The organism is Bradyrhizobium sp. UNPF46, assembly GCF_006658625.1.
Classification (GTDB): Bacteria; Pseudomonadota; Alphaproteobacteria; order Rhizobiales; family Xanthobacteraceae; genus Bradyrhizobium; species Bradyrhizobium nitroreducens.
Genome location: NZ_LFJB01000131.1, coordinates 1 through 21,780 on the forward strand (window position 1 = coordinate 1; position 21,780 = coordinate 21,780).

22 protein-coding genes are annotated in these 21,780 nt (G+C 65.1%); 11 read left to right on the forward strand and 11 right to left on the reverse strand.

From position 1 onward, the window contains the following. The first annotated feature begins 28 nt into the window (after positions 1 to 28). The 3 genes from ftsY (at position 29) to UNPF46_RS36810 (ending at position 3,001) form a co-directional block, all read left to right on the forward strand. Positions 29 to 976 carry a signal recognition particle-docking protein FtsY gene (gene ftsY, locus UNPF46_RS36800; RefSeq protein WP_142253292.1) on the forward strand — a complete coding sequence of 316 codons (948 nt, stop codon included), beginning with the start codon at positions 29 to 31 and terminating at the stop codon, positions 974 to 976. 2 nt (positions 977 to 978) lie between these two features. Further along, on the forward strand, positions 979 to 1,581 hold the full coding sequence (locus tag UNPF46_RS36805; RefSeq protein ID WP_142253293.1) for a septation protein A: 603 nt from the start codon (positions 979 to 981) through the stop codon (positions 1,579 to 1,581). A gap of 223 nt (positions 1,582 to 1,804) precedes the next feature. Continuing rightward, positions 1,805 to 3,001, forward strand: a complete 1,197-nt coding sequence (locus UNPF46_RS36810) for a hypothetical protein (RefSeq protein ID WP_142253294.1) — start codon at positions 1,805 to 1,807, stop codon at positions 2,999 to 3,001. Between the two features lie 21 nt (positions 3,002 to 3,022). Here the strand turns inward: UNPF46_RS36810 and UNPF46_RS36815 are convergent, their stop codons facing one another. From UNPF46_RS36815 to ccmA, 5 genes are all read right to left on the reverse strand, one after another. Beyond that, on the reverse strand, positions 3,023 to 3,616 hold the full coding sequence (locus UNPF46_RS36815; protein WP_100179325.1) for a DsbE family thiol:disulfide interchange protein: 594 nt from the start codon (positions 3,614 to 3,616) through the stop codon (positions 3,023 to 3,025). Beyond that, the gene (gene ccmD, locus UNPF46_RS36820) at positions 3,613 to 3,798 is read right to left on the reverse strand and encodes a heme exporter protein CcmD (RefSeq protein ID WP_100179326.1); all 186 of its coding nucleotides are present in this window, start codon (positions 3,796 to 3,798) and stop codon (positions 3,613 to 3,615) included. The genes UNPF46_RS36815 and ccmD overlap by 4 nt, the downstream gene beginning before the upstream one ends. Continuing rightward, positions 3,795 to 4,586 carry a heme ABC transporter permease gene (locus UNPF46_RS36825; protein ID WP_142253295.1) on the reverse strand — a complete coding sequence of 264 codons (792 nt, stop codon included), beginning with the start codon at positions 4,584 to 4,586 and terminating at the stop codon, positions 3,795 to 3,797. The genes ccmD and UNPF46_RS36825 overlap by 4 nt, the downstream gene beginning before the upstream one ends. Before the next feature lie 91 nt (positions 4,587 to 4,677). After that, positions 4,678 to 5,346: a heme exporter protein CcmB gene (gene ccmB, locus UNPF46_RS36830; protein WP_100179328.1), complete on the reverse strand. Its 669-nt coding sequence runs from the start codon at positions 5,344 to 5,346 to the stop codon at positions 4,678 to 4,680. Positions 5,347 to 5,605: 259 nt separating this feature from the next. Continuing rightward, complete coding sequence (gene ccmA / locus UNPF46_RS36840; protein WP_142253296.1) at positions 5,606 to 6,208, reverse strand: heme ABC exporter ATP-binding protein CcmA; 603 nt, start codon at positions 6,206 to 6,208, stop codon at positions 5,606 to 5,608. A gap of 240 nt (positions 6,209 to 6,448) precedes the next feature. Between ccmA and acnA the strand changes: the two genes are divergently transcribed. The 3 genes from acnA to UNPF46_RS36855 all read left to right on the forward strand — a co-directional run bounded on the left by acnA (position 6,449) and on the right by UNPF46_RS36855 (position 11,250). Next, the gene (gene acnA / locus UNPF46_RS36845) at positions 6,449 to 9,169 is read left to right on the forward strand and encodes an aconitate hydratase AcnA (RefSeq protein ID WP_100179331.1); all 2,721 of its coding nucleotides are present in this window, start codon (positions 6,449 to 6,451) and stop codon (positions 9,167 to 9,169) included. 337 nt (positions 9,170 to 9,506) lie between these two features. Further along, positions 9,507 to 10,283: a DUF1223 domain-containing protein gene (locus UNPF46_RS36850; protein ID WP_100181402.1), complete on the forward strand. Its 777-nt coding sequence runs from the start codon at positions 9,507 to 9,509 to the stop codon at positions 10,281 to 10,283. A 595-nt stretch (positions 10,284 to 10,878) separates the two neighbouring features. Next, positions 10,879 to 11,250: a DUF2794 domain-containing protein gene (locus UNPF46_RS36855; RefSeq protein ID WP_142253297.1), complete on the forward strand. Its 372-nt coding sequence runs from the start codon at positions 10,879 to 10,881 to the stop codon at positions 11,248 to 11,250. A gap of 124 nt (positions 11,251 to 11,374) precedes the next feature. Here the strand turns inward: UNPF46_RS36855 and UNPF46_RS36860 are convergent, their stop codons facing one another. The 4 genes from UNPF46_RS36860 to UNPF46_RS36875 form a co-directional block, all read right to left on the reverse strand. After that, entirely contained in the window at positions 11,375 to 11,905 is a 531-nt protein-coding gene (locus UNPF46_RS36860; protein ID WP_100179333.1) for a GNAT family N-acetyltransferase, read from the reverse strand. 246 nt (positions 11,906 to 12,151) lie between these two features. Next, entirely contained in the window at positions 12,152 to 12,943 is a 792-nt protein-coding gene (locus UNPF46_RS36865; RefSeq protein WP_100179334.1) for a Bax inhibitor-1/YccA family protein, read from the reverse strand. A gap of 281 nt (positions 12,944 to 13,224) precedes the next feature. Beyond that, positions 13,225 to 15,795: an ABC transporter permease gene (locus UNPF46_RS36870; protein ID WP_142253298.1), complete on the reverse strand. Its 2,571-nt coding sequence runs from the start codon at positions 15,793 to 15,795 to the stop codon at positions 13,225 to 13,227. Then, positions 15,792 to 16,511 (reverse strand): ABC transporter ATP-binding protein, encoded by a 720-nt coding sequence (locus UNPF46_RS36875; RefSeq protein WP_100179336.1) that lies wholly within the window; start codon positions 16,509 to 16,511, stop codon positions 15,792 to 15,794. Before UNPF46_RS36875 ends, UNPF46_RS36870 begins: the two co-directional genes overlap by 4 nt. Positions 16,512 to 16,566: 55 nt before the next feature. On the opposite strand from UNPF46_RS36875, the gene UNPF46_RS36880 reads away from it, so the two are divergent. The 3 genes from UNPF46_RS36880 (at position 16,567) to UNPF46_RS36890 (ending at position 18,375) form a co-directional block, all read left to right on the forward strand. Continuing rightward, positions 16,567 to 17,202, forward strand: a complete 636-nt coding sequence (locus tag UNPF46_RS36880; RefSeq protein WP_181770279.1) for an arylesterase — start codon at positions 16,567 to 16,569, stop codon at positions 17,200 to 17,202. A gap of 174 nt (positions 17,203 to 17,376) precedes the next feature. Beyond that, positions 17,377 to 17,913, forward strand: a complete 537-nt coding sequence (gene thpR / locus UNPF46_RS36885; protein WP_100181403.1) for an RNA 2',3'-cyclic phosphodiesterase — start codon at positions 17,377 to 17,379, stop codon at positions 17,911 to 17,913. A gap of 15 nt (positions 17,914 to 17,928) precedes the next feature. Continuing rightward, a complete protein-coding gene (locus UNPF46_RS36890; RefSeq protein WP_100179338.1) occupies positions 17,929 to 18,375 on the forward strand; it encodes a hypothetical protein in 447 nt (148 codons plus the stop codon). A gap of 78 nt (positions 18,376 to 18,453) precedes the next feature. Here UNPF46_RS36890 and UNPF46_RS36895 read toward each other — a convergent pair whose 3' ends face one another. Beyond that, positions 18,454 to 18,858, reverse strand: coding sequence for a type II toxin-antitoxin system VapC family toxin (locus UNPF46_RS36895; RefSeq protein WP_100179339.1), 405 nt, complete (start codon positions 18,856 to 18,858; stop codon positions 18,454 to 18,456). Beyond that, a complete protein-coding gene (locus tag UNPF46_RS36900; protein WP_028139222.1) occupies positions 18,858 to 19,112 on the reverse strand; it encodes a type II toxin-antitoxin system VapB family antitoxin in 255 nt (84 codons plus the stop codon). The genes UNPF46_RS36895 and UNPF46_RS36900 overlap by 1 nt, the downstream gene beginning before the upstream one ends. 184 nt (positions 19,113 to 19,296) lie before the next feature. Between UNPF46_RS36900 and zapE the strand changes: the two genes are divergently transcribed. Both zapE and mdh read left to right on the forward strand, forming a co-directional pair. Then, positions 19,297 to 20,484 (forward strand): cell division protein ZapE, encoded by a 1,188-nt coding sequence (gene zapE / locus UNPF46_RS36905; protein WP_142253300.1) that lies wholly within the window; start codon positions 19,297 to 19,299, stop codon positions 20,482 to 20,484. Between the two features lie 246 nt (positions 20,485 to 20,730). Then, entirely contained in the window at positions 20,731 to 21,699 is a 969-nt protein-coding gene (gene mdh, locus UNPF46_RS36910) for a malate dehydrogenase (protein ID WP_008145224.1), read from the forward strand. The last annotated feature ends 81 nt before the right edge of the window (positions 21,700 to 21,780 follow it).

Below are 21,780 nucleotides of genomic sequence, written 5' to 3' on the forward strand. Positions count from 1 at the left end.
GGGCGGGAACGGCTAACACACCCCCGCCATGAACGATACCACGTCAGATCCCCCCAAGCTGAGCTGGTGGCGCCGCCTGTCCAACGGGCTGAAGCGTACCTCGTCCTCGCTCGGGACCGCGGTCGCCGACCTCGTCACCAAGCGCAAGCTCGACCGCGCCATGCTCGACGACATCGAGGACGTGCTCTTGCGCGCCGACCTCGGCACCTCAGTCGCGGTGCGGATCGCCGAGGCCGTCGGCACCGGGCGCTATGACAAGGCGATCTCCGCGGACGAGGTCAAGGACGTCGTCGCCACCGAAGTCGAGAAGGTGCTGGCGCCGGTGGCCAAGCCGCTCGAGATCGACGCGGGCAAGAAGCCGTTCGTGATCCTGGTGGTCGGCGTCAACGGCTCCGGCAAGACCACCACCATCGGAAAACTCTCGCAGAAATTCGCCTCCGAAGGCCGCAAGGTGATGCTCGCCGCCGGCGACACGTTTCGCGCCGCGGCGATTGAGCAACTGAAGGTCTGGGGTGAGCGGACGAAGACGCCGGTGATCGCGGGCGCGCAGGGCTCGGATTCGGCGAGCCTCGCCTTCAACGCGCTGACGGCGGCGAAGGAGCAGGCCATCGACGTGCTGCTGATCGACACCGCCGGCAGGTTGCAGAACAAGGCCGAGCTGATGAACGAGCTCGAAAAGGTCGTGCGCGTCATCCGCAAGGTGGACGACACTGCGCCGCATGCCGTGTTGCTGGTGCTGGATGCGACCGTCGGCCAGAATGCGCTGTCGCAGGTCGAGGCGTTCCATCGCACAGCGGGGGTCACCGGCCTCGTGATGACCAAGCTCGACGGCACCGCGCGCGGCGGCATCCTGGTGGCGCTCGCGGAGAAATTCAAATTGCCGGTGCACTTCATCGGCGTCGGCGAAGGCGTCGACGATCTCGCGCCCTTCACCGCGCGCGACTTCGCCCGCGCCATCGCCGGAATCGAAAGCTAGAGATGGACAAGACCCAGCCGCATCCGCTGTTCAAGCTGGCGACCGAGCTCGGTCCGCTGCTCGTGTTCTTCTTCGTCAACGCGAAGTTCAATCTGTTCGCCGCGACCGGCGCCTTCATGGTCGCGATCGTGGCGGCGATGATCGCCTCCTACGTGGTGACGCGCCACATCCCGATCATGGCGATCGTGACGGGCGTGATCGTGCTGGTGTTCGGCACGCTGACCCTGGTGCTGCACGACGAGACCTTCATCAAGGTCAAGCCGACCGTCATCTACGGCCTGTTCGCCGCGATCCTCGGCGGCGGCCTCCTGTTCGGCCGCTCCTTCATCGCCGTGATGTTCGACCAGGTGTTCAACCTGACGCCGCAGGGCTGGCGCATTCTCACGCTGCGCTGGGCGCTGTTCTTCGCCGGCATGGCGGTGCTGAACGAGATCATCTGGCGGACGCAGAGCACGGACTTCTGGGTCAACTTCAAGGTGTTCGGCGTGATTCCGCTGACCATGATCTTCGCCATCGCCCAGATGCCCCTGACCAGGCGCTACCACATCGAGCCGGCCTCGCTGGAGAGAAGCGAGGCCGAGGCGGGGGATGTGAGCAAGGGGTGACGGCGGTTCCGAGTAGCCCCTGGTCGCGACCACGCTATTCACGCTGACGTGCACTCGGGCCGGTCCGTCGGACGCTGCGATCGGATCGCGCGATCAAGCCGATCGGATTCTTCATCGCTCTGTAACCGCAAACCAAGATTGTTCGGCTCTCTCCCTTGCCCGGAAGGTCGGAGGCGGTAGCCTCTCGTTGTGACGAGAGGACGGCACGCCGGAGAGCCCGGTGATGAGCGCAAAACAGGACCATGCCGCTGAACACCTGATTCAGTACCTGCGGCAGCTCGCTCCGCAGGTCCGGCGCCGCCTGCTTGCCGAATTGGAGCGGCTCCATCTCCTCGGCGAGGACATTCCGCATTCCGAGCCATTGATCGCGGCGTTGCGCGCCGAGTTTCGCAACACCGGTCAGAACCACTATCGCGTCGGAAATCCTTCACGCTATTTCTTCGAGCCGCTCGAGCCGGTTCTGATGGACGGCGCACCGGAGCGTGCCAACAGCGGTCAGATCGCGCGTGGATCGCTTGCCCCGATCTGGAGCCTCGTCACCGAGCAATTGCTGCGCAGCATGGCTGCCGACTACATCGCCAGTGCGAACGAGGTCATTTCCGCCGGCAGGCAGTCCGAAGCGCGGCAGATGGCTCGGGCGTTCCAGAAGAAGGCGCTGATCTCTCTCAACGGTCTGCTTGGTTCTGCCGAGGGCGCCGCCAGCCTTCAAGACGGGCTGATGGCCTATACCAGCTCGCATGCGACGTTCGACGACCTCAAGAAGATGCTGCGTTACCTCGACATGCAGCGGGAGCTCGAGGATTTTGGCGGCGCGCTTGCGCCGAAGATTGCCCGGCTCGAGGGCGCCGGCCTGGACAAGGTTCTCGGCCTTCTGAGCGGGCTCAAGGCCAGGCGCGTCGATGCCGTGCCGTTCGCGCTCACGATTCTCGCAAAGCGCCTGGAAACCTCCTGGGAACTGCTCTCCGTCGCGACCACCCCGGCCGACGACCGGGCCGCGGCGCGGATCGCCACGGGCTCCTTCGCCATCGCGGTGTCGATGGTGCTCGATCAGATCGAGGAGAAGCATCTCCTCATGCAGTTTGCGCTCAGGAACAACCGCCCGGTGCGGGCCAAGGAGATCGTTGGCGAGATCTACCGGATCGAGCAGGCGCTGAGAACGCAGATCGAGCTCCAGGGATCGGACTGGGCCCGGCGTCTGGATGGTCTGATGACGGCCGTCCAGGCCGCCGTCGACGCCGAGATCAGCAGCATTCCGGGCGATCACCGGCACTTGACGCATATTTTGGAATCGCCGCGATTGCGCCCGGGCCATTCCTTCGGCCACAAGGTCGGCCATATGTTCGAGAAGGGATGGGACGTCGTGTCCGGCCTGCTCGCAGGCACCACGGACACGCCCAATCGCCGCGACAATTTGCCGTGAACTCAGCTTGGCTGCGCGCGGTCAGCTCCCCGCCTTCAGCGCCTTCTCCATCTGCGGCAACAAGATCTTCTGCAGATTGTCCGGCGTGATCGGGCCGACCAGCTTGTAGACGATGGTGCCCTCGTGGCCGACGATGAAGGTTTCCGGCACGCCGTAGACGCCCCATTCGATCGAGGCGCGGCCGTTGGCATCAACGCCGACGTGGCCGAACGGGTTGCCGTAACGCCCCAGGAAGCGCCGCGCATTGTCGGGAGCGTCCTTGTAATTGATGCCGACCAGCTGGAAGCGCTTGTCCTTGGCGAGCTCGGTCAGAAGCGGCGCCTCGTCGTGGCACGGCACGCACCAGGAGGCCCAGACGTTGACCAGGCTGACCTTGCCCTTGAACGCGGCGGGGTCGAGGCCGGGCACCGGCGCATTGTCGGCCTGCAATCCCTCCAGCGGCGGCAGCGTGGTCGGCGGCACGGGACGGCCGATCAGCGCGGAGGGAATTCGCGAGATGTCGCCGCTGCCGAGCCGGAACCAGAACAAGAGCGCCAGTCCGATGAAGGCGATCAGCGGCAGCACCATCAGGAAGGTGCGGCGCTGCGGCGGTGCGGAGGTCGATTGATCGCTCATGACGCGTCCAAGGCGCTGCGGCCGGAGCGGCGGGTGATGCCGCGCTCCTCGAGCTCGCGCAGGCGCTGCGTCTGGTTGCGATAGTCCAGCGCGATCCAGCCGATCAGGATCGCGACCACGAGGGCCGCTGCGGCATAGGACGTCACGATGAAGGACGCATAAGGACCGAGCGACATGATCATGCGGCCCCAGCTTCTTTCGACGCGTTCTGTCCGCGCGAGGCGGCGCCCATCTCGCTCGAGAACGCCACGCGGCTCGCCTGCATCATCTGCAGCGAGCGGACGCGGCGGCGCAGGATCTCGTTGCGCATCGCAGCCAGATGCAGCGTGACGAACAGCAGCGTGAAGGCGATCGCCATCACCAAGAGCGGTATCAGGAACGATTTGTCGAGCGCCGATCCGCCCATGCGCATCACCGACGCCGGCTGGTGCAGCGTGTTCCACCAGTCGACCGAGAACTTGATGATCGGCAAATTCAGCGCACCGACCAGCGTCAGCACCGCGGCAGCGCGGGCGGCGCGCGAGGGATCGTCGACCGCGCGCCACAGCGCCATCAGGCCGAGATACATCAGGAAGAGGATCAGCACCGAGGTCAGGCGCGCGTCCCATTCCCAATAGGTGCCCCACATCGGCCGGCCCCACAGCGAGCCCGTCAGCAGCGCGAGGAAGGTGAAGGCGGCGCCGATCGGAGCTGCAGCTTTGGCGGCGACGTCGGCGAGCGGATGACGCCACACCAGCGTGCCCAGCGAGGCAATGCTCATCACGCCCCAGACGAACATCGACAGCCACGCATTGGGCACGTGGATGAACATGATCTTCACGGTCGCGCCCTGCTGGTAGTCGTCGGGCGCCAGCGCGGTTTGATAGAGACCGACCGCAAGCAGGAGGACGGTCGCGGCCGCAAGCCACGGCAGGACCCGCGCTGTCAGCGCGAGGAACCGCGTGGGGTTGGCGAGGTCGATCAGTGTCATGGTACCCTGATAATCATCGATGGCCGCTCAGGCAATCAGCACGAAAGCGGGGGACGAAAGTTGATCGGGGTCAACATCAATCGAGGCCGTCTCAGTCGAGTCCATGCCGCAGGCTCGCTGCGGCTGCGAACGGCCCGATCACGAGGCTGACCAGGGACAGCGCGCACAGGATCGAGAATGGCGCGCCGAACGTCATCGGGCCCACGATCACGGCCTGCGAGGCCGCAACCCCGAAGATCAGCACGGGAATCGACAGCGGCAGCACCAGCACCGCCATCAAAAGTCCGCCGCGGTGCAGCGTCACCGCCAGCGCCGCGCCGATCATGCCGGTAAACGTCAGCGCCGGGGTGCCCGCCAGCAGCGTCAGCGCCACCGCGCCGGTCGCGACCATGTCGAGGTTGAGCAGGAGGCCGAGCACGGGGGTTGCGACAATCAGCGGCAGGCCGGCCGCGAGCCAATGCGCCAGCGCCTTGGCGGCGCAGGCCAGTTCCAGCGGGGTCCGGCTCATGGTGATCAGGTCGAGCGAGCCGTCCTCGTGGTCGGCCATGAACAGCCGGTCGAGGGTGAGCAGGCTCGCCAGCAGCGCGCCGAGCCAGAGAATGGCCGGCCCCAGCCGCGACAGCAGGGCCAGATCCGGCCCGACCGCGAACGGCATCAGGACCACCACGGTCAGGAAGAACAGCACCCCGACCAGCGCCCCGCCGCCGACGCGGAGCGCGATCCTGATGTCCCGGCGGATCAGGGCGGAGAGGGCGGTCATGGGGCGGCTCTCTGGCCAGTGAGGTCGTCTTGTGAGCCCTGCTCTCGCCTCTGGCAAACTGCGCTCCCTCCCCCCTTGTGGGGGAGGGTGGGGGAGAGGGGTGGCCCGGGGCGAGATATTCGTTTGGGGCAGGCTTCCCAAGCGCTTGAACCGCGAGAGCGCGTCGTGTGGCACCCCCCTCCCTGACCCTCCCCCGCAAGGGGGGAGGGAACGGATGGGCCGCAGCCCAGCCGCTTGGAAAGCTGAGGGTCCGCGAACTTCATGCCACACCCCCGATCCGCAGCTCCCGCGAATCAATCCCGAGCGGCGCGTGGGTCGCCGCGATGATCATGCCGCCGCGCGAAAGGTGCTCGCGCATCAGGCCGCCGAACATGTCCTGGCCGGCCACATCAAGCGCATTGGTCGGCTCGTCCAGCAGCCAGACCGGGCGGCGGACGGTCAGCAGGCGCGCCAGTGACAGCCTGCGGCGCTGGCCGGCCGACAGGAAGCCCGCGGGCAGGTGGGTGGCGTGCTCGAGCCCCACCGTGGCGAGGCTCTCGGCGAAGTCCAGACGCTCGCCGCCCAGGAATTCGGCCCAGAATGTCAGGTTTTCGGCCACGCTCAGCGCCGGCTTCAGGGCATCGCGATGGCCGAGATAGTGGCACTGCTCGGGCAGCGTCAGCTCGGCATCGCCGCCTGCGAGCGCAATCTTGCCTCCCGCCGGCACGAGCAGGCCCGCGATCAGCCGCAGCAGCGAGGTTTTGCCCGATCCATTGCGGCCGACGACCGCCACGGCCTCGCCGGAGACGGCCGCGAAATCGAGCCCGGCAAACACCTGGCGGCCGCCGCGCACGCAGGTGAGTCCGTGCCCGGACAGCTGCATCTCGCCTCGTTTCAAGTCACTCAAAACCAGGCCTCAGGAAAACTTGGGGTAGCGCATGGGAATTTTTGGCTCGCGGTTGCTGCGGCACGATTGTGGCTGTGGCGGCGCGGTTAGAAAGCTTCTATAAGCCCGGAACTACTTGATGCAGCAACTCAACCTGCCCCTGCAAGCAGCCCAGCCTGATACGCTGACGGTGTTAAGATACCCCGCCGGGTATAACTAACAATTGGGATTTCCTACATGACCTCGCTCGACAGCTTCAAATGCAAAAAGACCCTCAAGGTCGGCGCCAAGACCTATGTCTATTACAGCCTGCCCACGGCCGAGAAGAATGGTCTGAAGGGGATTTCCAAACTTCCCTATTCGATGAAGGTCCTGCTCGAGAACCTGCTGCGCAACGAGGACGGGCGTTCGGTCAAGAAAGAGGACATCGTCGCCGTCTCGAAATGGCTGCGCAAGAAGTCGCTGGAGCATGAGATCGCCTTCCGCCCGGCGCGCGTGCTGATGCAGGACTTCACCGGCGTTCCGGCGGTGGTCGACCTTGCCGCGATGCGCAACGCGATGCAGAAGCTCGGCGGCGATGCCGAGAAGATCAATCCGCTGGTGCCGGTCGACCTCGTCATCGACCATTCCGTGATCGTGAACTTCTTCGGCGACAACAAGGCCTTCGGCAAGAACGTCGCTGAAGAGTACAAGCAGAACCAGGAGCGCTACGAGTTCCTGAAGTGGGGCCAGAAGGCGTTCTCGAATTTCTCCGTCGTGCCGCCCGGCACCGGCATCTGCCACCAGGTCAATCTCGAATATCTCTCCCAGACGGTGTGGACCAAGAAGGAGAAGATGACGGTCGGCAAGAAGACCGGCACTTTCGAGGTCGCCTATCCCGATTCGCTCGTCGGCACCGATTCCCACACCACCATGGTCAACGGTCTGGCCGTGCTCGGCTGGGGCGTCGGCGGCATCGAGGCGGAAGCCTGCATGCTCGGCCAGCCGCTGTCGATGCTGCTGCCCAACGTCGTCGGCTTCAAGCTGAAGGGTGCGATGAAGGAAGGCGTCACCGCGACCGACCTCGTGCTGACCGTGACGCAGATGCTGCGCAAGCTCGGCGTGGTCGGCAAGTTCGTCGAATTCTTCGGCCCCGGCCTCGACCATCTCTCGGTCGCCGACAAGGCGACCATCGCCAACATGGCGCCGGAATATGGCGCGACCTGCGGCTTCTTCCCGGTCGACGCTGCCGCGATCGACTATCTCAAGACCTCCGGCCGCGCGGCGCCCCGCGTCGCGCTGGTGCAGGCTTACGCCAAGGCGCAGGGCCTGTTCCGCACCGCCAAGTCGCCTGACCCGGTGTTCACGGAAACGCTGACGCTCGACCTCGCCGACGTCGTGCCGTCGATGGCCGGTCCGAAGCGTCCCGAAGGCCGCATCGCGCTGCCGTCGGTCGCCGAAGGCTTCTCGCTCGCGCTCAGCACCGAGTACAAGAAGGCCGATGAGCCCAACAAGCGCTTCGCCGTCGAAGGCAAGGACTTCGAGATCGGCCATGGCGACGTCGTGATCGCCGCCATCACCTCCTGCACCAACACCTCGAATCCGAGCGTGCTGATCGGCGCCGGCCTGCTGGCCCGCAATGCCGCCGCGAAGGGCCTGAAAGCCAAGCCGTGGGTGAAGACCTCGCTTGCCCCGGGCAGCCAGGTCGTCGCCGGCTATCTCGCCGATTCCGGCCTGCAGAAGGATCTCGACAAGGTCGGCTTCAACCTGGTCGGCTTCGGCTGCACCACCTGCATCGGCAATTCCGGTCCGCTGCCGGAGGAGATCTCGAAGTCGATCAACGAGAACGGCATCGTCGCCGCCGCCGTGCTCTCGGGTAACCGCAACTTCGAAGGCCGCGTCTCGCCGGACGTGCAGGCGAACTATCTCGCCTCGCCGCCGCTGGTCGTCGCCCACGCGCTCGCCGGCAGCGTGACCAAGAACCTCGCCGTCGAGCCGATCGGCGAAGGCAAGGACGGCAAGCCGGTGTACCTGAAGGACATCTGGCCGACGACGAAGGAAATCAACGCCTTCATGAAGAAGTTCGTGACCTCGGCGATTTTCAAGAAGAAGTATGCCGACGTGTTCAAGGGCGACACCAATTGGCGCAAGATCAAGACGGTCGAGAGCGAGACCTATCGCTGGAACATGTCGTCGACCTACGTGCAGAACCCGCCCTATTTCGAAGGCATGAAGAAGGAGCCGGAGCCGGTCACCGACATCGTCGAGGCGCGCATCCTCGCCATGTTCGGCGACAAGATCACCACCGACCACATCTCGCCGGCCGGTTCGATCAAGCTCACCTCGCCCGCGGGCAAGTATCTCAGCGAGCACCAGGTGCGTCCGGCCGACTTCAACCAGTACGGCACGCGCCGCGGCAACCACGAAGTGATGATGCGCGGCACCTTCGCCAACATCCGCATCAAGAACTTCATGCTGAAGGGTGCCGACGGCAACATCCCCGAGGGCGGCCTGACCAAGCACTGGCCCGACGGCGAGCAGATGTCGATCTACGACGCCGCGATGAAGTACCAGCAGGAGCAGGTGCCGCTGGTGGTGTTCGCCGGCGCCGAATACGGCAACGGCTCCTCGCGCGACTGGGCTGCCAAGGGCACGCGTCTGCTCGGCGTTCGCGCCGTGATTTGCCAGAGCTTCGAGCGCATCCATCGCTCCAACCTGGTCGGTATGGGCGTGCTGCCGCTGACGTTCGAGGACGGCACCTCGTGGTCGTCGCTCGGCCTGAAGGGCGACGAGAAGGTCACGCTCCGCGGCCTCGTCGGCGACCTCAAGCCGCGCCAGAAGCTGACCGCGGAGATCGTCTCCGGCGACGGTTCGTTGCAGCGCGTTTCGCTGCTCTGCCGCATCGATACGCTGGACGAGCTCGACTACTACCGCAACGGCGGTATCCTGCACTACGTGCTGCGCAAGCTCGCGGCCTGAGCATGATCCGGACCCGAAGGGCCGCGTTAGCGCAAAGTGCGGAGCGGTTTTCCGGGAAGATCATGCTCCAACAACAACCGCTAAAGTGCGCCCGCCGCACTTTAGCGCGCGAATTTGTGAACGATGGCTCACCGCGACGTGAGTAGAAGGTTAAACGAAGGCGGCCTATCACAAGGCCGCCTTCGCGCGTTTACGGCACGTTTCGGATGGGCCCGCCCGGCGGAAAACGGTCCTTTGACGGTTCTCTGGACGGATGAATGTGTCGTGCCCCGTAAGACTACGGTGACCATCAGACGATAAGATCTTCCCCCACGAGTGACGGTGTGTGACGTTCGACATGACAGCAATGACGGCCTCTCATCTGGTTTCGCGTTGGTCCGGTGCGCTCTGGTCGGGAGCTCTCGGCATCTGTGCCATCTTCGCCGTCGTCGTTCCCGCCTCCGCCGATCCCCGCGCCGTTGTCGAATTGTTCACCTCGCAGGGCTGCTCGTCCTGCCCGCCCGCCGACCAGATCATCGGCGACCTCTCCAAGGATCCCTCGGTCATCGCGCTGAGCATGCCGATCGATTATTGGGACTATCTCGGCTGGAAGGACACGCTGGCGGATTCGCGCTTCTCCGCACGGCAGCGCGCCTATTCGCGCATGCGCGGCGACCGCGAGGTCTACACGCCGCAGGTCGTGGTCAACGGTTCCACCCATGTCATCGGCAGCGATCGCGCCGGCATCGAGAGCGCGATCGGCAAGACCGACAAGGGTGTGGGCGTGATGAGCGTGCCGGTGACGATGTCGCTCGCCGGCAAGCAGATCAACGTGTCGGTGGCCGCGAGCAAGGAGCCGGCCGTCTCGCATGGCGAGGTCTGGATCTGCTCGATCGCCAAGTCGGTCCCGATCGCGATCACCCGCGGCGAGAATCGCGGACAGCAGGTCACCTATCACAACGTGGTGCGCAACCTGCTCAAGGTCGGTGACTGGACCGGACGTCAGGAAAGCTGGACGGTGCCGATCGAGAACCTGACGCGCGACGGCGTCGACGGCGCCGTGGTCTATGTCCAGGACGGCAGCCGCGAGAAGCCCGGCCCGATGCTGGGCGCTGCCTACACGTCGCTGCACTGATTTCAATTCTCTAGCGTCGTACTCACTCTCTCCCCTCATGGTGAGGAGCGCGCCCTTGCGCGCGTCTCGAACCATGCAGGCCCCGCTCGCTCGGCCTCGATGCTTCCAGGCGCCGCGCAAGAGCGCGGCCCTCAGGATGAGGACAGAAAATCTTCGCGCGGATGTTCGGAGAAACTCGTCGAGGCAGAAACATCCCGACAAAAACAAAAAAGGACCAACTTGCGTTGGCCCTCCTTGTCGCGCGTACAGACCCGATCCTGTTCGACCCCGGGGGGCTGGGGGCTGAGGAATCCGGAACCGAAAGGACCGGGTCAACGCACATGAATCTTTTCGCAATGCAGGGCGGCAGTCGCTAGGCGGAAAAGCGGCGAGACTAAGATTCTTGAGCACGATCCCGTGACGGTTCGTCGCGACAGAGTTCCACCCTGGCGTGTGTCCTGATTCGCAACCGATTCCACCGGTTGCGTGCATCGAGTTCCATCGAGGGTCTTGCGGCGAGGAACGGTTGGGGCGATCATGTATCCGTCATGATCCGCGGTTCCGGGGACGGTTTTCGCGGACGAGGGTCATGTTGTGCGATGAGGAGGCGCTTCCTATGAGTCTGATGTCGGAGGATGCCGATCCGAGCGAGCAGCGCGCGGCGGCGCGCCCCGCCGCTGCGAATGCGCAACAGGGCAGGGTGACGTTCAACCGGCTCGAGCTGCACCGTATTCTCAATCTCTACGGCCGTATGGTCGCCGATGGCGAGTGGCGCGACTATGCCATCGACTTTCTGAAGGACCGCGCGGTGTTCTCGGTCTACCGCCGCGCCTCGGAAGTGCCGATCTACCGCATCGAGAAGGACCCGCGGCTGGCGCGCAAGCAGGGCATGTACAGCGTGATCTCGGCGACGGGCCTGATCCTGCGCCGCGGCCACGAGCTCGAGCGCGTGCTGCTGGCGATCGATCGGAAATTGGCGGTGGTGTAGCCTCGCGTACGGTCGTCATTCCGGGGCGCGACGAAGTCGCGAGCCCGGAATTCGTTGGTCCATCGTCCGTGCCGTTCAATGGATTTCGGACACGTGCTGCGCGCCCCGGAATGACGAGTGAGCCCTACTTCCCCGGCACCGTGCTCCCGCCCTCGCCGAGGTCGCGCTGCATCATCACCGTGTCGAGCCAGCGGCCGAATTTCAGCCCGACATTGGGATGCGTGCCGATCATCTTGAAGCCGCCCTTGGTGTGCACGCCGATCGAGCCGGCATTGGCGGAATCGCCGATCACCGCGATCATCTGGCGGAAGCCGCGCGCCTCGCATTCGGCGACCAGCCGCTCCAGCAGCCTTGAGCCGACGCCGCGGCGGTGGAACGAGGGATCGAGATAGATCGAGTTCTCGACCGTGAAGCGATAGGCCGGCCGGGGCCGGTAGGCGCCGGCATAGGCATAGCCGGCCACGCGTCCGTCGAGGATGGCGACGAAATAGGGATAGCCGCCGTCGATCAGCGCGCGATAGCGGCGCGTCATCTCGGCAAGGTCAGGCGGCTCCAGCTCGAACGTCGCAGTGCCCTCGCGGACGGCCTGCTGATAGATGGCGGTGATGGCGGGGAGGTCGGCCTCAAGCGTGGGCCTGATTTCTGGTGCGGACATGGGAGAAGATTAGAGCCTTCCCGCAGGTGCTGGAAGGGGCTCCGGTGCTGCCCCACCCGTCATTGCGAGCGCAGCGAAGCAATCCAGAAATGCATCCGCGGAGGGACTCTGGATTGCTTCGTCGTAAGGGCTCCTCGCAATGACGGGGAGAGAGCGGTGCTCCATCCGGGATACGGGCGTGCACCTGCCCAAACAAAAACCCCGGCCTTTCGGCCGGGGTTCGTGTCCGTCCTCTCGTCTCAGAGCTTAGTCGCGCTGGCCGAGGAGCTGCAGCAGCAGCGTGAACAGGTTGATGAAGTTCAGGTACAGCGACAGGGCGCCGGTGATGGCCGCACGCTCTGCGATGTCACCGCCGGCCGAAGCGTAGCCGTAGATGTAGTCGTTCTTCAGCCGCTGGGTATCCCAGGCGGTGAGGCCCGCGAACACCAGCACGCCGACGACCGACACGATGAACTGCAGCATCGAAGAGGCCAGGAACAGGTTCACCAGGCTCGCGATGATGATGCCGATCAGGCCCATGAACAGGAACGAGCCCATCCCGGTCAGGTCACGCTTGGTGGTGTAGCCGTAGAGGCTCAGCGCGCCGAAGGTCGCCGCGGTGATGAAGAACACCCGCACGATCGAGGTGTGCGTGAACACCAGGAAGATCGACGAGAGCGAGATGCCCATCAGCGCCGAGAACACCCAGAACAGGATCTGGGCGGTCGAGGGCGCCAGACGGTTGATGCCCGCCGAGATCACGAACACCATGGCGAGCGGCGCGAGCATGAACAGCCACTTCAGGGGGCTGACGAACATCGCGTAGCCGAACGGCGTCAGGAACATATTGCCGACGCGGACGGCGTCCGCGGTCGGGACGTCAGTCACGGCAGCCATGTAGACGCCGAGCGCGGCCAGGCCGGTGATGGCGAGGCCAATGCTCATGTAATTGTAGATGCGCAGCATGTAGGCGCGCAGGCCGGCATCGACCGTCGCGGCGTCAACACGCCCGGCGGCCCTGCCGAAAGGAGAAGCGTAGTTACGGTCTAGGTCCGACATGGTCGAATTCCCGTTGGTTGGTCCGGTCCGGCATGAGGGTCGCCATGCCGCCGGTTCGTCAAATTCTATCTCGGATACCAATGCCAGCCGACTAAATTTTGGCTAACAATCCGGGCTCCGAACCCATTCGATATGTGGGAAACTAACACATTCACTGCAACCTTCCACGCGCGGCTGAATGTCGCCCTTGGCGGCAATCCTGACGCGAACCTGACGAGCAGTCGTGGTTAATCGCGGGAATCGTGCGATTCCGCATCCGAGCGGCCATCCGCTACATTTTGTCACAAATTCCGCAACACCGTGGCGGGCTTTTTGTTCAATGCCAGCAGCGTGCCTGCGAGCCCGAGTCCGACGGTGACGACGAGCGCGGCCGCGACCACTCCGGCCGCGCTGCCGGCCTGCCAGACGAAGCTCAGCGTCATCAGCCGCGTCACGATCATCCAGGCAGCTAAGCTGCCGGCGATCACGCCGAAAACCGCGGTGGCGAGCCCGATCAGGAGGTATTCGAGCGCATAGGCGCCGAGCAGCCGCAGCCGCGTCGCGCCCAGCGTCTTCAGAATCACCGCATCGTAGACCCGGTGGCGATGGCCGGCGGCGAGCGCCCCGCCGAGCACCAGGATCGCCGAGATCAGGGTCACGGCGCTGGCACCGCGGATCGCCAGTGCCAGATTGGTCACGACAGAACCGACCGTCTCCATCACCTCGCGCACGCGCACGCTCGTCACCATCGGATAGGCGGCGGCGACGTCCTTGATGATCTTGCCGTCGCCTGCCGCGGTTCCGCCCGTCTCCGTCAGGGTCGCGATGTGGGTGTGCGGCGCGCCCTTGAAGGCGTTCGGCGAGAATACGAGGACGAAGTTGATGCCCATCCCCTGCCAGTCGATGCTGCGCAGATTGCCGATCTTGGCGGGAATGTCGCGGCCGAGCACGTTGACCACGATCTCGTCGCCGAGCTTGAGGCCGAGCCCGTCGGCGATCTTCTTCTCCATCGAGACCAGCGTCGGGCCGGAATAATCGGCGCGCCACCACTCGCCCTCGACCACCTTGGAGCCCTTCGGCAGCTCGGCGGTGTAGGTCAGGCCGCGGTCGCTCTGCAGCACCCATTCCGAATCGGTGGTGGGCTTGAGGTCCTCGGCGCGTACGCCGCGCGCAGCGACGATGCGTCCGCGCAGCATCGGCACGTCCTCGACCGTCGCCCCGGGCGCGATCTTGCGCAGATACTCGTCGAACGGTGCGGCCTGCGCGCTCGGAATGTCGATGAAGAAGAACGACGGCGCGCGATCGGGGAGGGCCGCCAGGAACTGCCGGCGCAGATTGCCGTCGATCTGGGTGATGGTGACGAGCACCGCGAGCCCGAGCCCCAGCGACAGCACGACCGAGGGCGTCAGCGCGCCGGGCCGGTGGATGTTGGCGATGGCGAGCCGCAGCATCGGCAGCCGCGTCCGCGGCAATCGCCGTGCGATTCCCATCAGCAGGGCCGCGATTCCTCGCAGCAGGGCGAACACGACGACGGAGGAGGCCACGAACACCGCGGCGATGCGCTTGTCGAACGACAGCCCGATCACGACCGCGACCAGCAGCGCGATCACCACGCCCATCAGCACGAGATAGCCCGCGCGCGGCCGGTGCCAGTCCGAGCTGATGGTGTCGCGGAACAGCGCGGCGACCGGGACGTCGTGCACGCGCCCGAGCGGCCACAGGCCGAAGGCGAGCGCGGTCAGCAGGCCGTAGACGAAGGACAGCGCGAGCTCGTCGGCATGCACGGCCGGCACCACCGGCAGCGGCAGCAGCTTGCCGAACAGGCCGACGATGGCGAAGGGCATGGCGGCGCCGAGCGCAAGGCCGATCAGCGAGCCGATCGCGGCGAGCAGCAGGACCTGCGCGAGATAGATGCCGAACACGTCGCGCCCGGTGGCGCCGACGGCCTTGAGCGCCGCGATCACCTCGAGCCGCCGGTCGATATGGCTCTTCACGGCATTGGCCACGCCGACGCCGCCGACCAGCAGCGCGGCGAGGCCGACCAGGGTCAGGAACTGCGTGAAGCGGCTGATGTTGCGCTCGAGCTGCGGCGATGCGTTGGAGCGGCTGCGGATCTCCCAGCCCGCCTGCGGCGCGGCGCTGCGCGCATCCGCGATGAAGGCTTCGGTGGCCCGTTCGTTGTTGGCGAGATCGGGCAGCTTGACCCGGTAGACCCAGCGCACCAGGCTGCCGGGCTGGATCAGGCCGGTGGCGCGCAGGCCCGCCTGGCTGATCAGGAAGCGCGGGCCGAAGCCGATGCCGCCGGCGAGCTTGTCCGGCTCGGCTTCGACCGTGCTGCGGATCTGGAAGGTCGCCGAGCCGATGGTGACGCGGTCGCCGGTCTTGAGCGACAGCCGCGCCAGCAGCGTTGGATCGGCCGCGGCGCCGAATGCGCCGTCGCGCTCCGCGAGCAGATCGGACATCGGAAGCTGCGGGACCAACGTGAGCTGGCCCAGCATCGGATAGGTGTCGTCGACCGCCTTCATCTCGACCAGTGCGAGCTGGCCATCGGCCGCGCGCGCCATGCCGCGCAAGGTGGCGGCGGTCGAAACCGTGCCGCGCGAGCGCAGGAAGGCGACTTCTTCGGGCTTGGCCTCGCGCTGGAACAGCACGAAGGAAACGTCGCCGCCGAGCAGCGTGCGGCCCTCGCGGGCAAGGCCGTCGGAAAGGCTCGCCGACACCGAGCCGACGCCGGCGATGGCCATCACGCCGAGCGCGATGCAGGCGATGAAGACGTAGAAGCCGCGCAGGCCGCCGCGCAATTCGCGCAGCGCATAACGCAATGATAGCGCGATGCCGCTCGGCTTCGCGAAGGGTTCAGCCGCCGCGCTCATGCCGGTGCGGACTGCGTGTCGATGCGGCCCGAGCGCAGCCGGATCACGCGATCGCAGCGATGCGCGAGCGAGGAATCGTGCGTGACCAGCACCAGCGTCATGCCGCGCTCGGCATGCTTGCTGAACAGGAGGTCGACGATCTGCTTTCCGGTGGCCTCGTCCAGATTGCCGGTCGGCTCGTCCGCGACCAGGATGGCGGGATCGGGCGCGAGCGCGCGGGCCAGCGCGACGCGCTGCTGCTCGCCGCCGGAGAGCTGCGTCGGATAATGATGCAGGCGGTCGCCGAGCCCGACCGATTGCAGCTCCTGCGCCGCGCGCCTGGCCGCGTCGGGATTGCCGGCGAGCTCGAGCGGCACCGCGACGTTCTCCAGCGCCGTCATGGTCGGGATCAGATGGAAGGACTGGAAGACGATGCCGACCTGGCGGCCGCGGAAGCGCGCCAGCGCGTCCTCGTCGAGGGCATTGAAAGGCGTGCCCGATACCACCACCTCTCCGCTATCAGGACGCTCCAGCCCCGCCATCACCATCAGCAGCGTGGATTTGCCCGAGCCTGACGGGCCGATCAGGCCGATCGTCTCGCCCGAGGCGACGCGCAGGCTGATATCCTTGAGGATGTGTACGCGTGCCGCGCCCGTGCCCAATGAGAGATTGACGTTGGAGATGGCGATGGTGTCCGCCGTAGCGGCAAGCGAAGAGGGTTCGATGCGAGTGTCCATGGTCCGGTCATATGGCAACTCCGATAGCGCGGTCGAGAGGCGTTACGGATTGTTCATGCACATAGCCGTGTTGATGCTCGCCTTCATGACAATGGCGAACCCGGCCTGGGCGGAGGCGACAAAACCGGTCAAGCTGGTCGTTCTCGGCGATTCCTTGAGCGCGGGTCTCGGCCTGCCGGCCCAGGATGCGTTTCCCCAAAAACTTCAAAAATCCTTGCAGGCCAAAGGCATAGCGGTCGACATGATCAATGCCGGGGTGTCCGGCGACACCACCTCCGGCGGGCGCGACCGGCTCGACTGGTCGGTGCCTGAAGGAACCGAGGGCGTCATCGTCGAGCTCGGCGCCAACGATGCGTTGCGCGGCATCGATCCCGATTTGGCGCGCGCCGCGCTCGCCGACATCGTCCAGCGGCTCAAGACGCGCAAGATCGCGGTGATGCTGTGCGGCATGCTGGCGCCGCCGAATTACGGCGCCGATTATGCCGCGCGCTTCAATTCGATTTATCCGGATCTCGCGAAGAAATTCGAGGTGCCGCTCTATCCGTTCTTCCTCGAGGGCGTTGCCGCCGACGCCAAGCTCAACCAGGCGGACGGCATTCATCCGACCGCGGCCGGCGTCGACATCATCGTCGGCAACATCATGCCCAGTGTGGAGGCATTCTTGCGCAACATAAGCGAGCAGCGGCGATGAAAAGCAGGCAACGCTAACCCTAATTCCCAGGGTTTTCACGGGGTGGCCCGCGCGATGCTTCGCAGAGTCACACAACTGCGATAGGAATCAGGGTACCGGTGATTCGTCACCGGCTCTAAAATTTGGATATGGTCTTTCCCTGGGATCATGCCCAAGCATCGGGAGTGCGAAACGATGCCGCGTTTGTTCACTGGTCTGGAAATTCCGGCCGAGATCGGCCAGTCGCTTTCCAATCTCAGAGGCGGCCTTCCCGGCGCCCGGTGGATCGATCCCGAAAATTATCACGTCACCCTGCGCTTCATCGGCGATATCGACGGCATGTCCGCCAACGAGATCGCCTCGATGCTGTTTCGCGTCGACCGCAGGCCTTTCGAGGTCAAGGTGCAGGGCCTCACGAGTTTTGGCGGCCGCAAGCCGCGCGCCGTCGTTGCGACGATCGTGCCGAGCAAGCCGCTGATGGAATTGCAGGCCGAGCTCGAACGGATGATGCAGCGGATCGGTCTCAACCCCGAGGGGCGCAAATACATCCCGCATGTCACGCTGGCCCGGCTGCACGACGCCAGCGATCGCGACGTCGCCGACTATCTCTCGCTGCGCGGCTACTTCCCGAGCAAGGCCTTCATGGCGGAGCGTTTCGTGCTGTTCTCGTCGCGGGCATCGACCGGCGGCGGCCCGTACGTGGTCGAGGACGCCTACGAGCTGTGTGAGTAGGCGGAAAATCGAACGGTGCGGGTCGATCAATTTTGGCGATACGGCTCGCTGGGCCTCAGTATTGCGCTGTACCTCTGGTGCCTATCCCTCGATGCTTTTTGCGCGCCTGCATGCCAGCGCGGATACGACATCTTGATCGCCGGGCCGTTCGGCCTGTTAGCGTCCGTCACGAATTGGACTTGGCTCGCCAACCCCGTCCTTTTTTCGGCATGGTTTGGTCTCGCAGTCGCGGACAGGATCTCTGACGCGAGATTCTTGGCATTCGGTGCAGGCCTGGCTGCACTCGTCATCGCGGCATCGTTCCTGCTTCAACGGGAAGTCATGATGAATGAAGCTGGCATCCTCAATCCGATCCGGGCCTATGGGGCCGGGTATTGGGTTTGGTTGTCGAGCATGGCCGTCTGCTGCGTCGGAGGCCTGGCGACGGCCGAGCTTTCGGCGCGCAACAAAAATACGGGATGAAGCCCCTGCGGGTCTCTTCCGGCCGCTCTTGCCGAGGACGTCTACGAACTGTGTGGGTGGGGCCCGCACCTCGGCGCGTTATCGCAGCGGCGTCACGCTCGACCGGTTGATGTCGGTCTTCGCAAAGTCCTCGCCTTTGAACAGCAGTGGTTCGCCACGGGTCATGGCCAGCGCATAAGAAAAACAATCACCGTAATTGAGCGACGCGGCGTGTTGCCCCTTTCCGAAGCGCCGCCAGGCGCGCCGTGCCGCGTCGGCTTGCACGGCATCGACCGCGACGATCTCAGCGCCGATCTTGACGAGCCAGAGATCGAACTCGCGCCCGCCCGCATCGCCCAGCCGCGTCTCGATCACCATCGTCGCTTCAAGCACCGTCGCCGCGGAAATCAGGCGGATCGGATCGTCCACGATCAGTCGCTCCATATCCGCGGCATCGTCTTCGTCGAGCGCGATTGCCACGATCGCGGATGTGTCGATCACCATCAGCGTGGCAATCCATGATCGTCGTATCCGAGGATTTCTTCAGGCTTGCGGTCGTCCAGGACGCGCATCTCGCTCCAGCGCCGTCTGATCTCGGCAAGGTCTTCGAGCAGCGCGTCCTTGTGTGTTTGAGCGTTGAGCCGGCGCAATCGCTCCTCGATCGCGCGCTTGGTCGCAGTCGTGATGTTCTCCCCCGTCAATTGTGCCAGACTCCGGGCCAATTGCTCGGTTTCGGGGTCCTTGATGCTCAGCGCCATGCTCGGCTCCTTGGTTCCTAAATAGGTATATTCTACCTCAAGGCGCCGCAAGCTGGATTCTGACGGCCCGCTCGGCTTGTCGTCCCACCGGGGCATCCGGCCGGTTTCCGCGAAAGAGGTCGCGCATAAGCCGTTGCGCCAATACGCGGTTGCAATTTCCGTCCGTCTCTGGCGGTAAAGGGCCATGCTCTCGACCCCCAGTTCCCCCTTCAACGACGCGTATCAGGCCCAGATCGCCGCCGGTGCGATCGAGCCGGATGCCGCGCAGGCCGAAGTCGCCGAGGCCTATGCGGCGCTGGACCTGCGGCTTGCGAACTACAAGCCGCAGCGCAAGCAGGGCCTGCTCGCCCGCCTGTTCAGCAGCAGCGACAAGGATGAAGCGCCGCGCGGGCTCTATATCCATGGCGAGGTCGGCCGCGGCAAGACCATGCTGATGGACCTGTTCTTCCAGCACTCCTCGGTCGAGCACAAGCGGCGCGCGCATTTCCACGAATTCATGGCCGACGTGCATGAGCGCATCTACGACTATCGCCAGAGCATCGCGCGCGGCGAGATCGCCGATGGCGACGTCATCGCGCTGACCGCGAATGCGATCTTCGAGGAGAGCTGGCTGCTCTGCTTCGACGAATTCCACGTCACCGACATCGCGGACGCGATGATCCTCGGGCGTCTCTTCGCAAAGTTGTTCGAGCTCGGCACCGTCGTGGTCGCGACCTCCAACGTCGCGCCTGACGATCTCTACAAGGGCGGCCTGAACCGCTCGCTGTTCCTGCCCTTCATCAAGCAGATCACCGACCACATGGACGTCGCGCGGCTCGATGCGCGTACCGACTTCCGCCTGGAGAAGCTGCAGGGCGTGCCGATGTGGCTGACGCCGGCAGACGCCGATGCCGATGCTGCGCTCGACCGCGCCTGGAAACGGATGTCGGGCGGCGCCAAATGCCGCTCGCGCGACATTTCGATCAAGGGCCGCATCCTGCATGTGCCGTGCTCGGCCCATGGCGTGGCGCGGTTTTCGTTCGCCGACCTCTGCGAGAAGCCGCTCGGCGCATCGGATTACCTCAGGCTCGCGCACGATTATCACACCATCCTGGTCGACCATATTCCAGTGATGGATCTCTCCCAGCGCAATGCCGCCAAGCGCTTCATCACGTTGATCGATACGCTCTATGACAATGCGGTGAAGCTGATGGCCTCGGCCGACGCCAACCCGATCTCGCTCTACCTCGCCCACGAGGGCACCGAGGCCATGGAGTTCAAGCGGACCGCCTCGCGCCTGATCGAGATGAGCTCGGAATCCTATCTGGCGCTGGCGCACGGCCGCAAGGATTCCACCGCCAGCGGCTCCACCAAGGGCCTGGTAGAGACTTAAGTCCTATTCCCGCCGTCATTCCGGGGCGTCGCGAAGCGACGAGCCCGGAATCCATTCATCGGCGCGCCCTCTTGCCCGATGGATTCCGGGCTCGCGACTTTCGTCGCGCCCCGGAATGACGGGCTTGTATGGCTGCTATCGCGCCAAGCCCGACAATTGGGCATTGGGCGACTTGAACGGGGGAGGCGAAAGGGATAACCACCCGTCTCAGTTTTCCCTCCTTACGTGTCTAAAGGACAGGCTCACATGGCGCGCGACAAGATTGCTTTGATTGGCTCCGGTCAGATCGGCGGAACGCTGGCTCACCTCATCGGCCTGAAAGAACTGGGCGACGTCGTGATGTTCGACATCGCCGAGGGCGTGCCGCAGGGCAAGGCGCTCGACATCGCGCAGTCCTCGCCGGTCGACGGTTTCGACGCGCACTACACCGGCGCCAATTCCTACGAGGCGCTCGACAACGCCAAGGTCTGCATCGTCACCGCCGGCGTGCCGCGCAAGCCCGGCATGAGCCGCGACGACCTTCTCTCCATCAACCTCAAGGTCATGGAACAGGTCGGTGCCGGCATCAAGAAGTACGCGCCCGACGCCTTCGTCATCTGCATCACCAATCCGCTCGACGCCATGGTCTGGGCGCTGCAGAAGGCATCCGGCCTGCCGCACAAGAAGGTCGTCGGCATGGCCGGCGTGCTGGATTCGGCCCGCTTCCGCTACTTCCTGGCCGACGAGTTCAACGTCTCCGTTGAAGACGTCACCGCCTTCGTGCTCGGCGGCCATGGCGACACCATGGTGCCGCTGGTGAAGTACTCCACCGTCGCCGGCATTCCGCTGCCCGACCTCGTCAAGATGGGCTGGACCTCGCAGGCGCGCCTCGACGAGATCGTCGACCGCACCCGCAACGGCGGCGCCGAGATCGTCAATTTGCTCAAGACCGGCTCGGCTTTCTATGCGCCGGCCGCCTCGGCGATCGCGATGGCCGAGAGCTATCTGCGTGACAAGAAGCGCGTGCTGCCCTCGGCCGCCTACCTGAACGGCGAATACGGCGTGAAGGACATGTATGTGGGCGTGCCCGTCGTGATCGGCTCCAAGGGCGTCGAGCGTGTCGTCGAGATCGAGCTCGCCGGCAAGGACCGCGAGGCCTTCGACAAGTCGGTCGGCGCCGTGCAGGGCCTGGTCGATGCCTGCAAGAAGATCGCCCCCGATCTTCTCGGCCGCTAAGCGCCAAGCACTTCCCGCCGAAGCCCGAAAACCGGTCTTCGGCGGTTTCATTTCCGGGGCCCGGTTGTCGGGACAGGCCCC

Bases quoted from the DNA above. Each gene is read 5' to 3' on its own strand.
- ftsY (WP_142253292.1), top strand. From the start codon at position 29: ATGAACGATACCACGTCAGATCCCCCCAAGCTGAGCTGGTGGCGCCGC.
- UNPF46_RS36805 (WP_142253293.1), top strand. From the start codon at position 979: ATGGACAAGACCCAGCCGCATCCGCTGTTCAAGCTGGCGACCGAGCTC.
- UNPF46_RS36810 (WP_142253294.1), top strand. From the start codon at position 1,805: ATGAGCGCAAAACAGGACCATGCCGCTGAACACCTGATTCAGTACCTG.
- UNPF46_RS36815 (WP_100179325.1), bottom strand. From the start codon at position 3,616: ATGAGCGATCAATCGACCTCCGCACCGCCGCAGCGCCGCACCTTCCTG.
- ccmD (WP_100179326.1), bottom strand. From the start codon at position 3,798: ATGATCATGTCGCTCGGTCCTTATGCGTCCTTCATCGTGACGTCCTAT.
- UNPF46_RS36825 (WP_142253295.1), bottom strand. From the start codon at position 4,586: ATGACACTGATCGACCTCGCCAACCCCACGCGGTTCCTCGCGCTGACA.
- ccmB (WP_100179328.1), bottom strand. From the start codon at position 5,346: ATGACCGCCCTCTCCGCCCTGATCCGCCGGGACATCAGGATCGCGCTC.
- ccmA (WP_142253296.1), bottom strand. From the start codon at position 6,208: ATGCAGCTGTCCGGGCACGGACTCACCTGCGTGCGCGGCGGCCGCCAG.
- acnA (WP_100179331.1), top strand. From the start codon at position 6,449: ATGACCTCGCTCGACAGCTTCAAATGCAAAAAGACCCTCAAGGTCGGC.
- UNPF46_RS36850 (WP_100181402.1), top strand. From the start codon at position 9,507: ATGACAGCAATGACGGCCTCTCATCTGGTTTCGCGTTGGTCCGGTGCG.
- UNPF46_RS36855 (WP_142253297.1), top strand. From the start codon at position 10,879: ATGAGTCTGATGTCGGAGGATGCCGATCCGAGCGAGCAGCGCGCGGCG.
- UNPF46_RS36860 (WP_100179333.1), bottom strand. From the start codon at position 11,905: ATGTCCGCACCAGAAATCAGGCCCACGCTTGAGGCCGACCTCCCCGCC.
- UNPF46_RS36865 (WP_100179334.1), bottom strand. From the start codon at position 12,943: ATGTCGGACCTAGACCGTAACTACGCTTCTCCTTTCGGCAGGGCCGCC.
- UNPF46_RS36870 (WP_142253298.1), bottom strand. From the start codon at position 15,795: ATGAGCGCGGCGGCTGAACCCTTCGCGAAGCCGAGCGGCATCGCGCTA.
- UNPF46_RS36875 (WP_100179336.1), bottom strand. From the start codon at position 16,511: ATGGACACTCGCATCGAACCCTCTTCGCTTGCCGCTACGGCGGACACC.
- UNPF46_RS36880 (WP_181770279.1), top strand. From the start codon at position 16,567: ATGCACATAGCCGTGTTGATGCTCGCCTTCATGACAATGGCGAACCCG.
- thpR (WP_100181403.1), top strand. From the start codon at position 17,377: ATGCCGCGTTTGTTCACTGGTCTGGAAATTCCGGCCGAGATCGGCCAG.
- UNPF46_RS36895 (WP_100179339.1), bottom strand. From the start codon at position 18,858: ATGGTGATCGACACATCCGCGATCGTGGCAATCGCGCTCGACGAAGAC.
- UNPF46_RS36900 (WP_028139222.1), bottom strand. From the start codon at position 19,112: ATGGCGCTGAGCATCAAGGACCCCGAAACCGAGCAATTGGCCCGGAGT.
- zapE (WP_142253300.1), top strand. From the start codon at position 19,297: ATGCTCTCGACCCCCAGTTCCCCCTTCAACGACGCGTATCAGGCCCAG.
- mdh (WP_008145224.1), top strand. From the start codon at position 20,731: ATGGCGCGCGACAAGATTGCTTTGATTGGCTCCGGTCAGATCGGCGGA.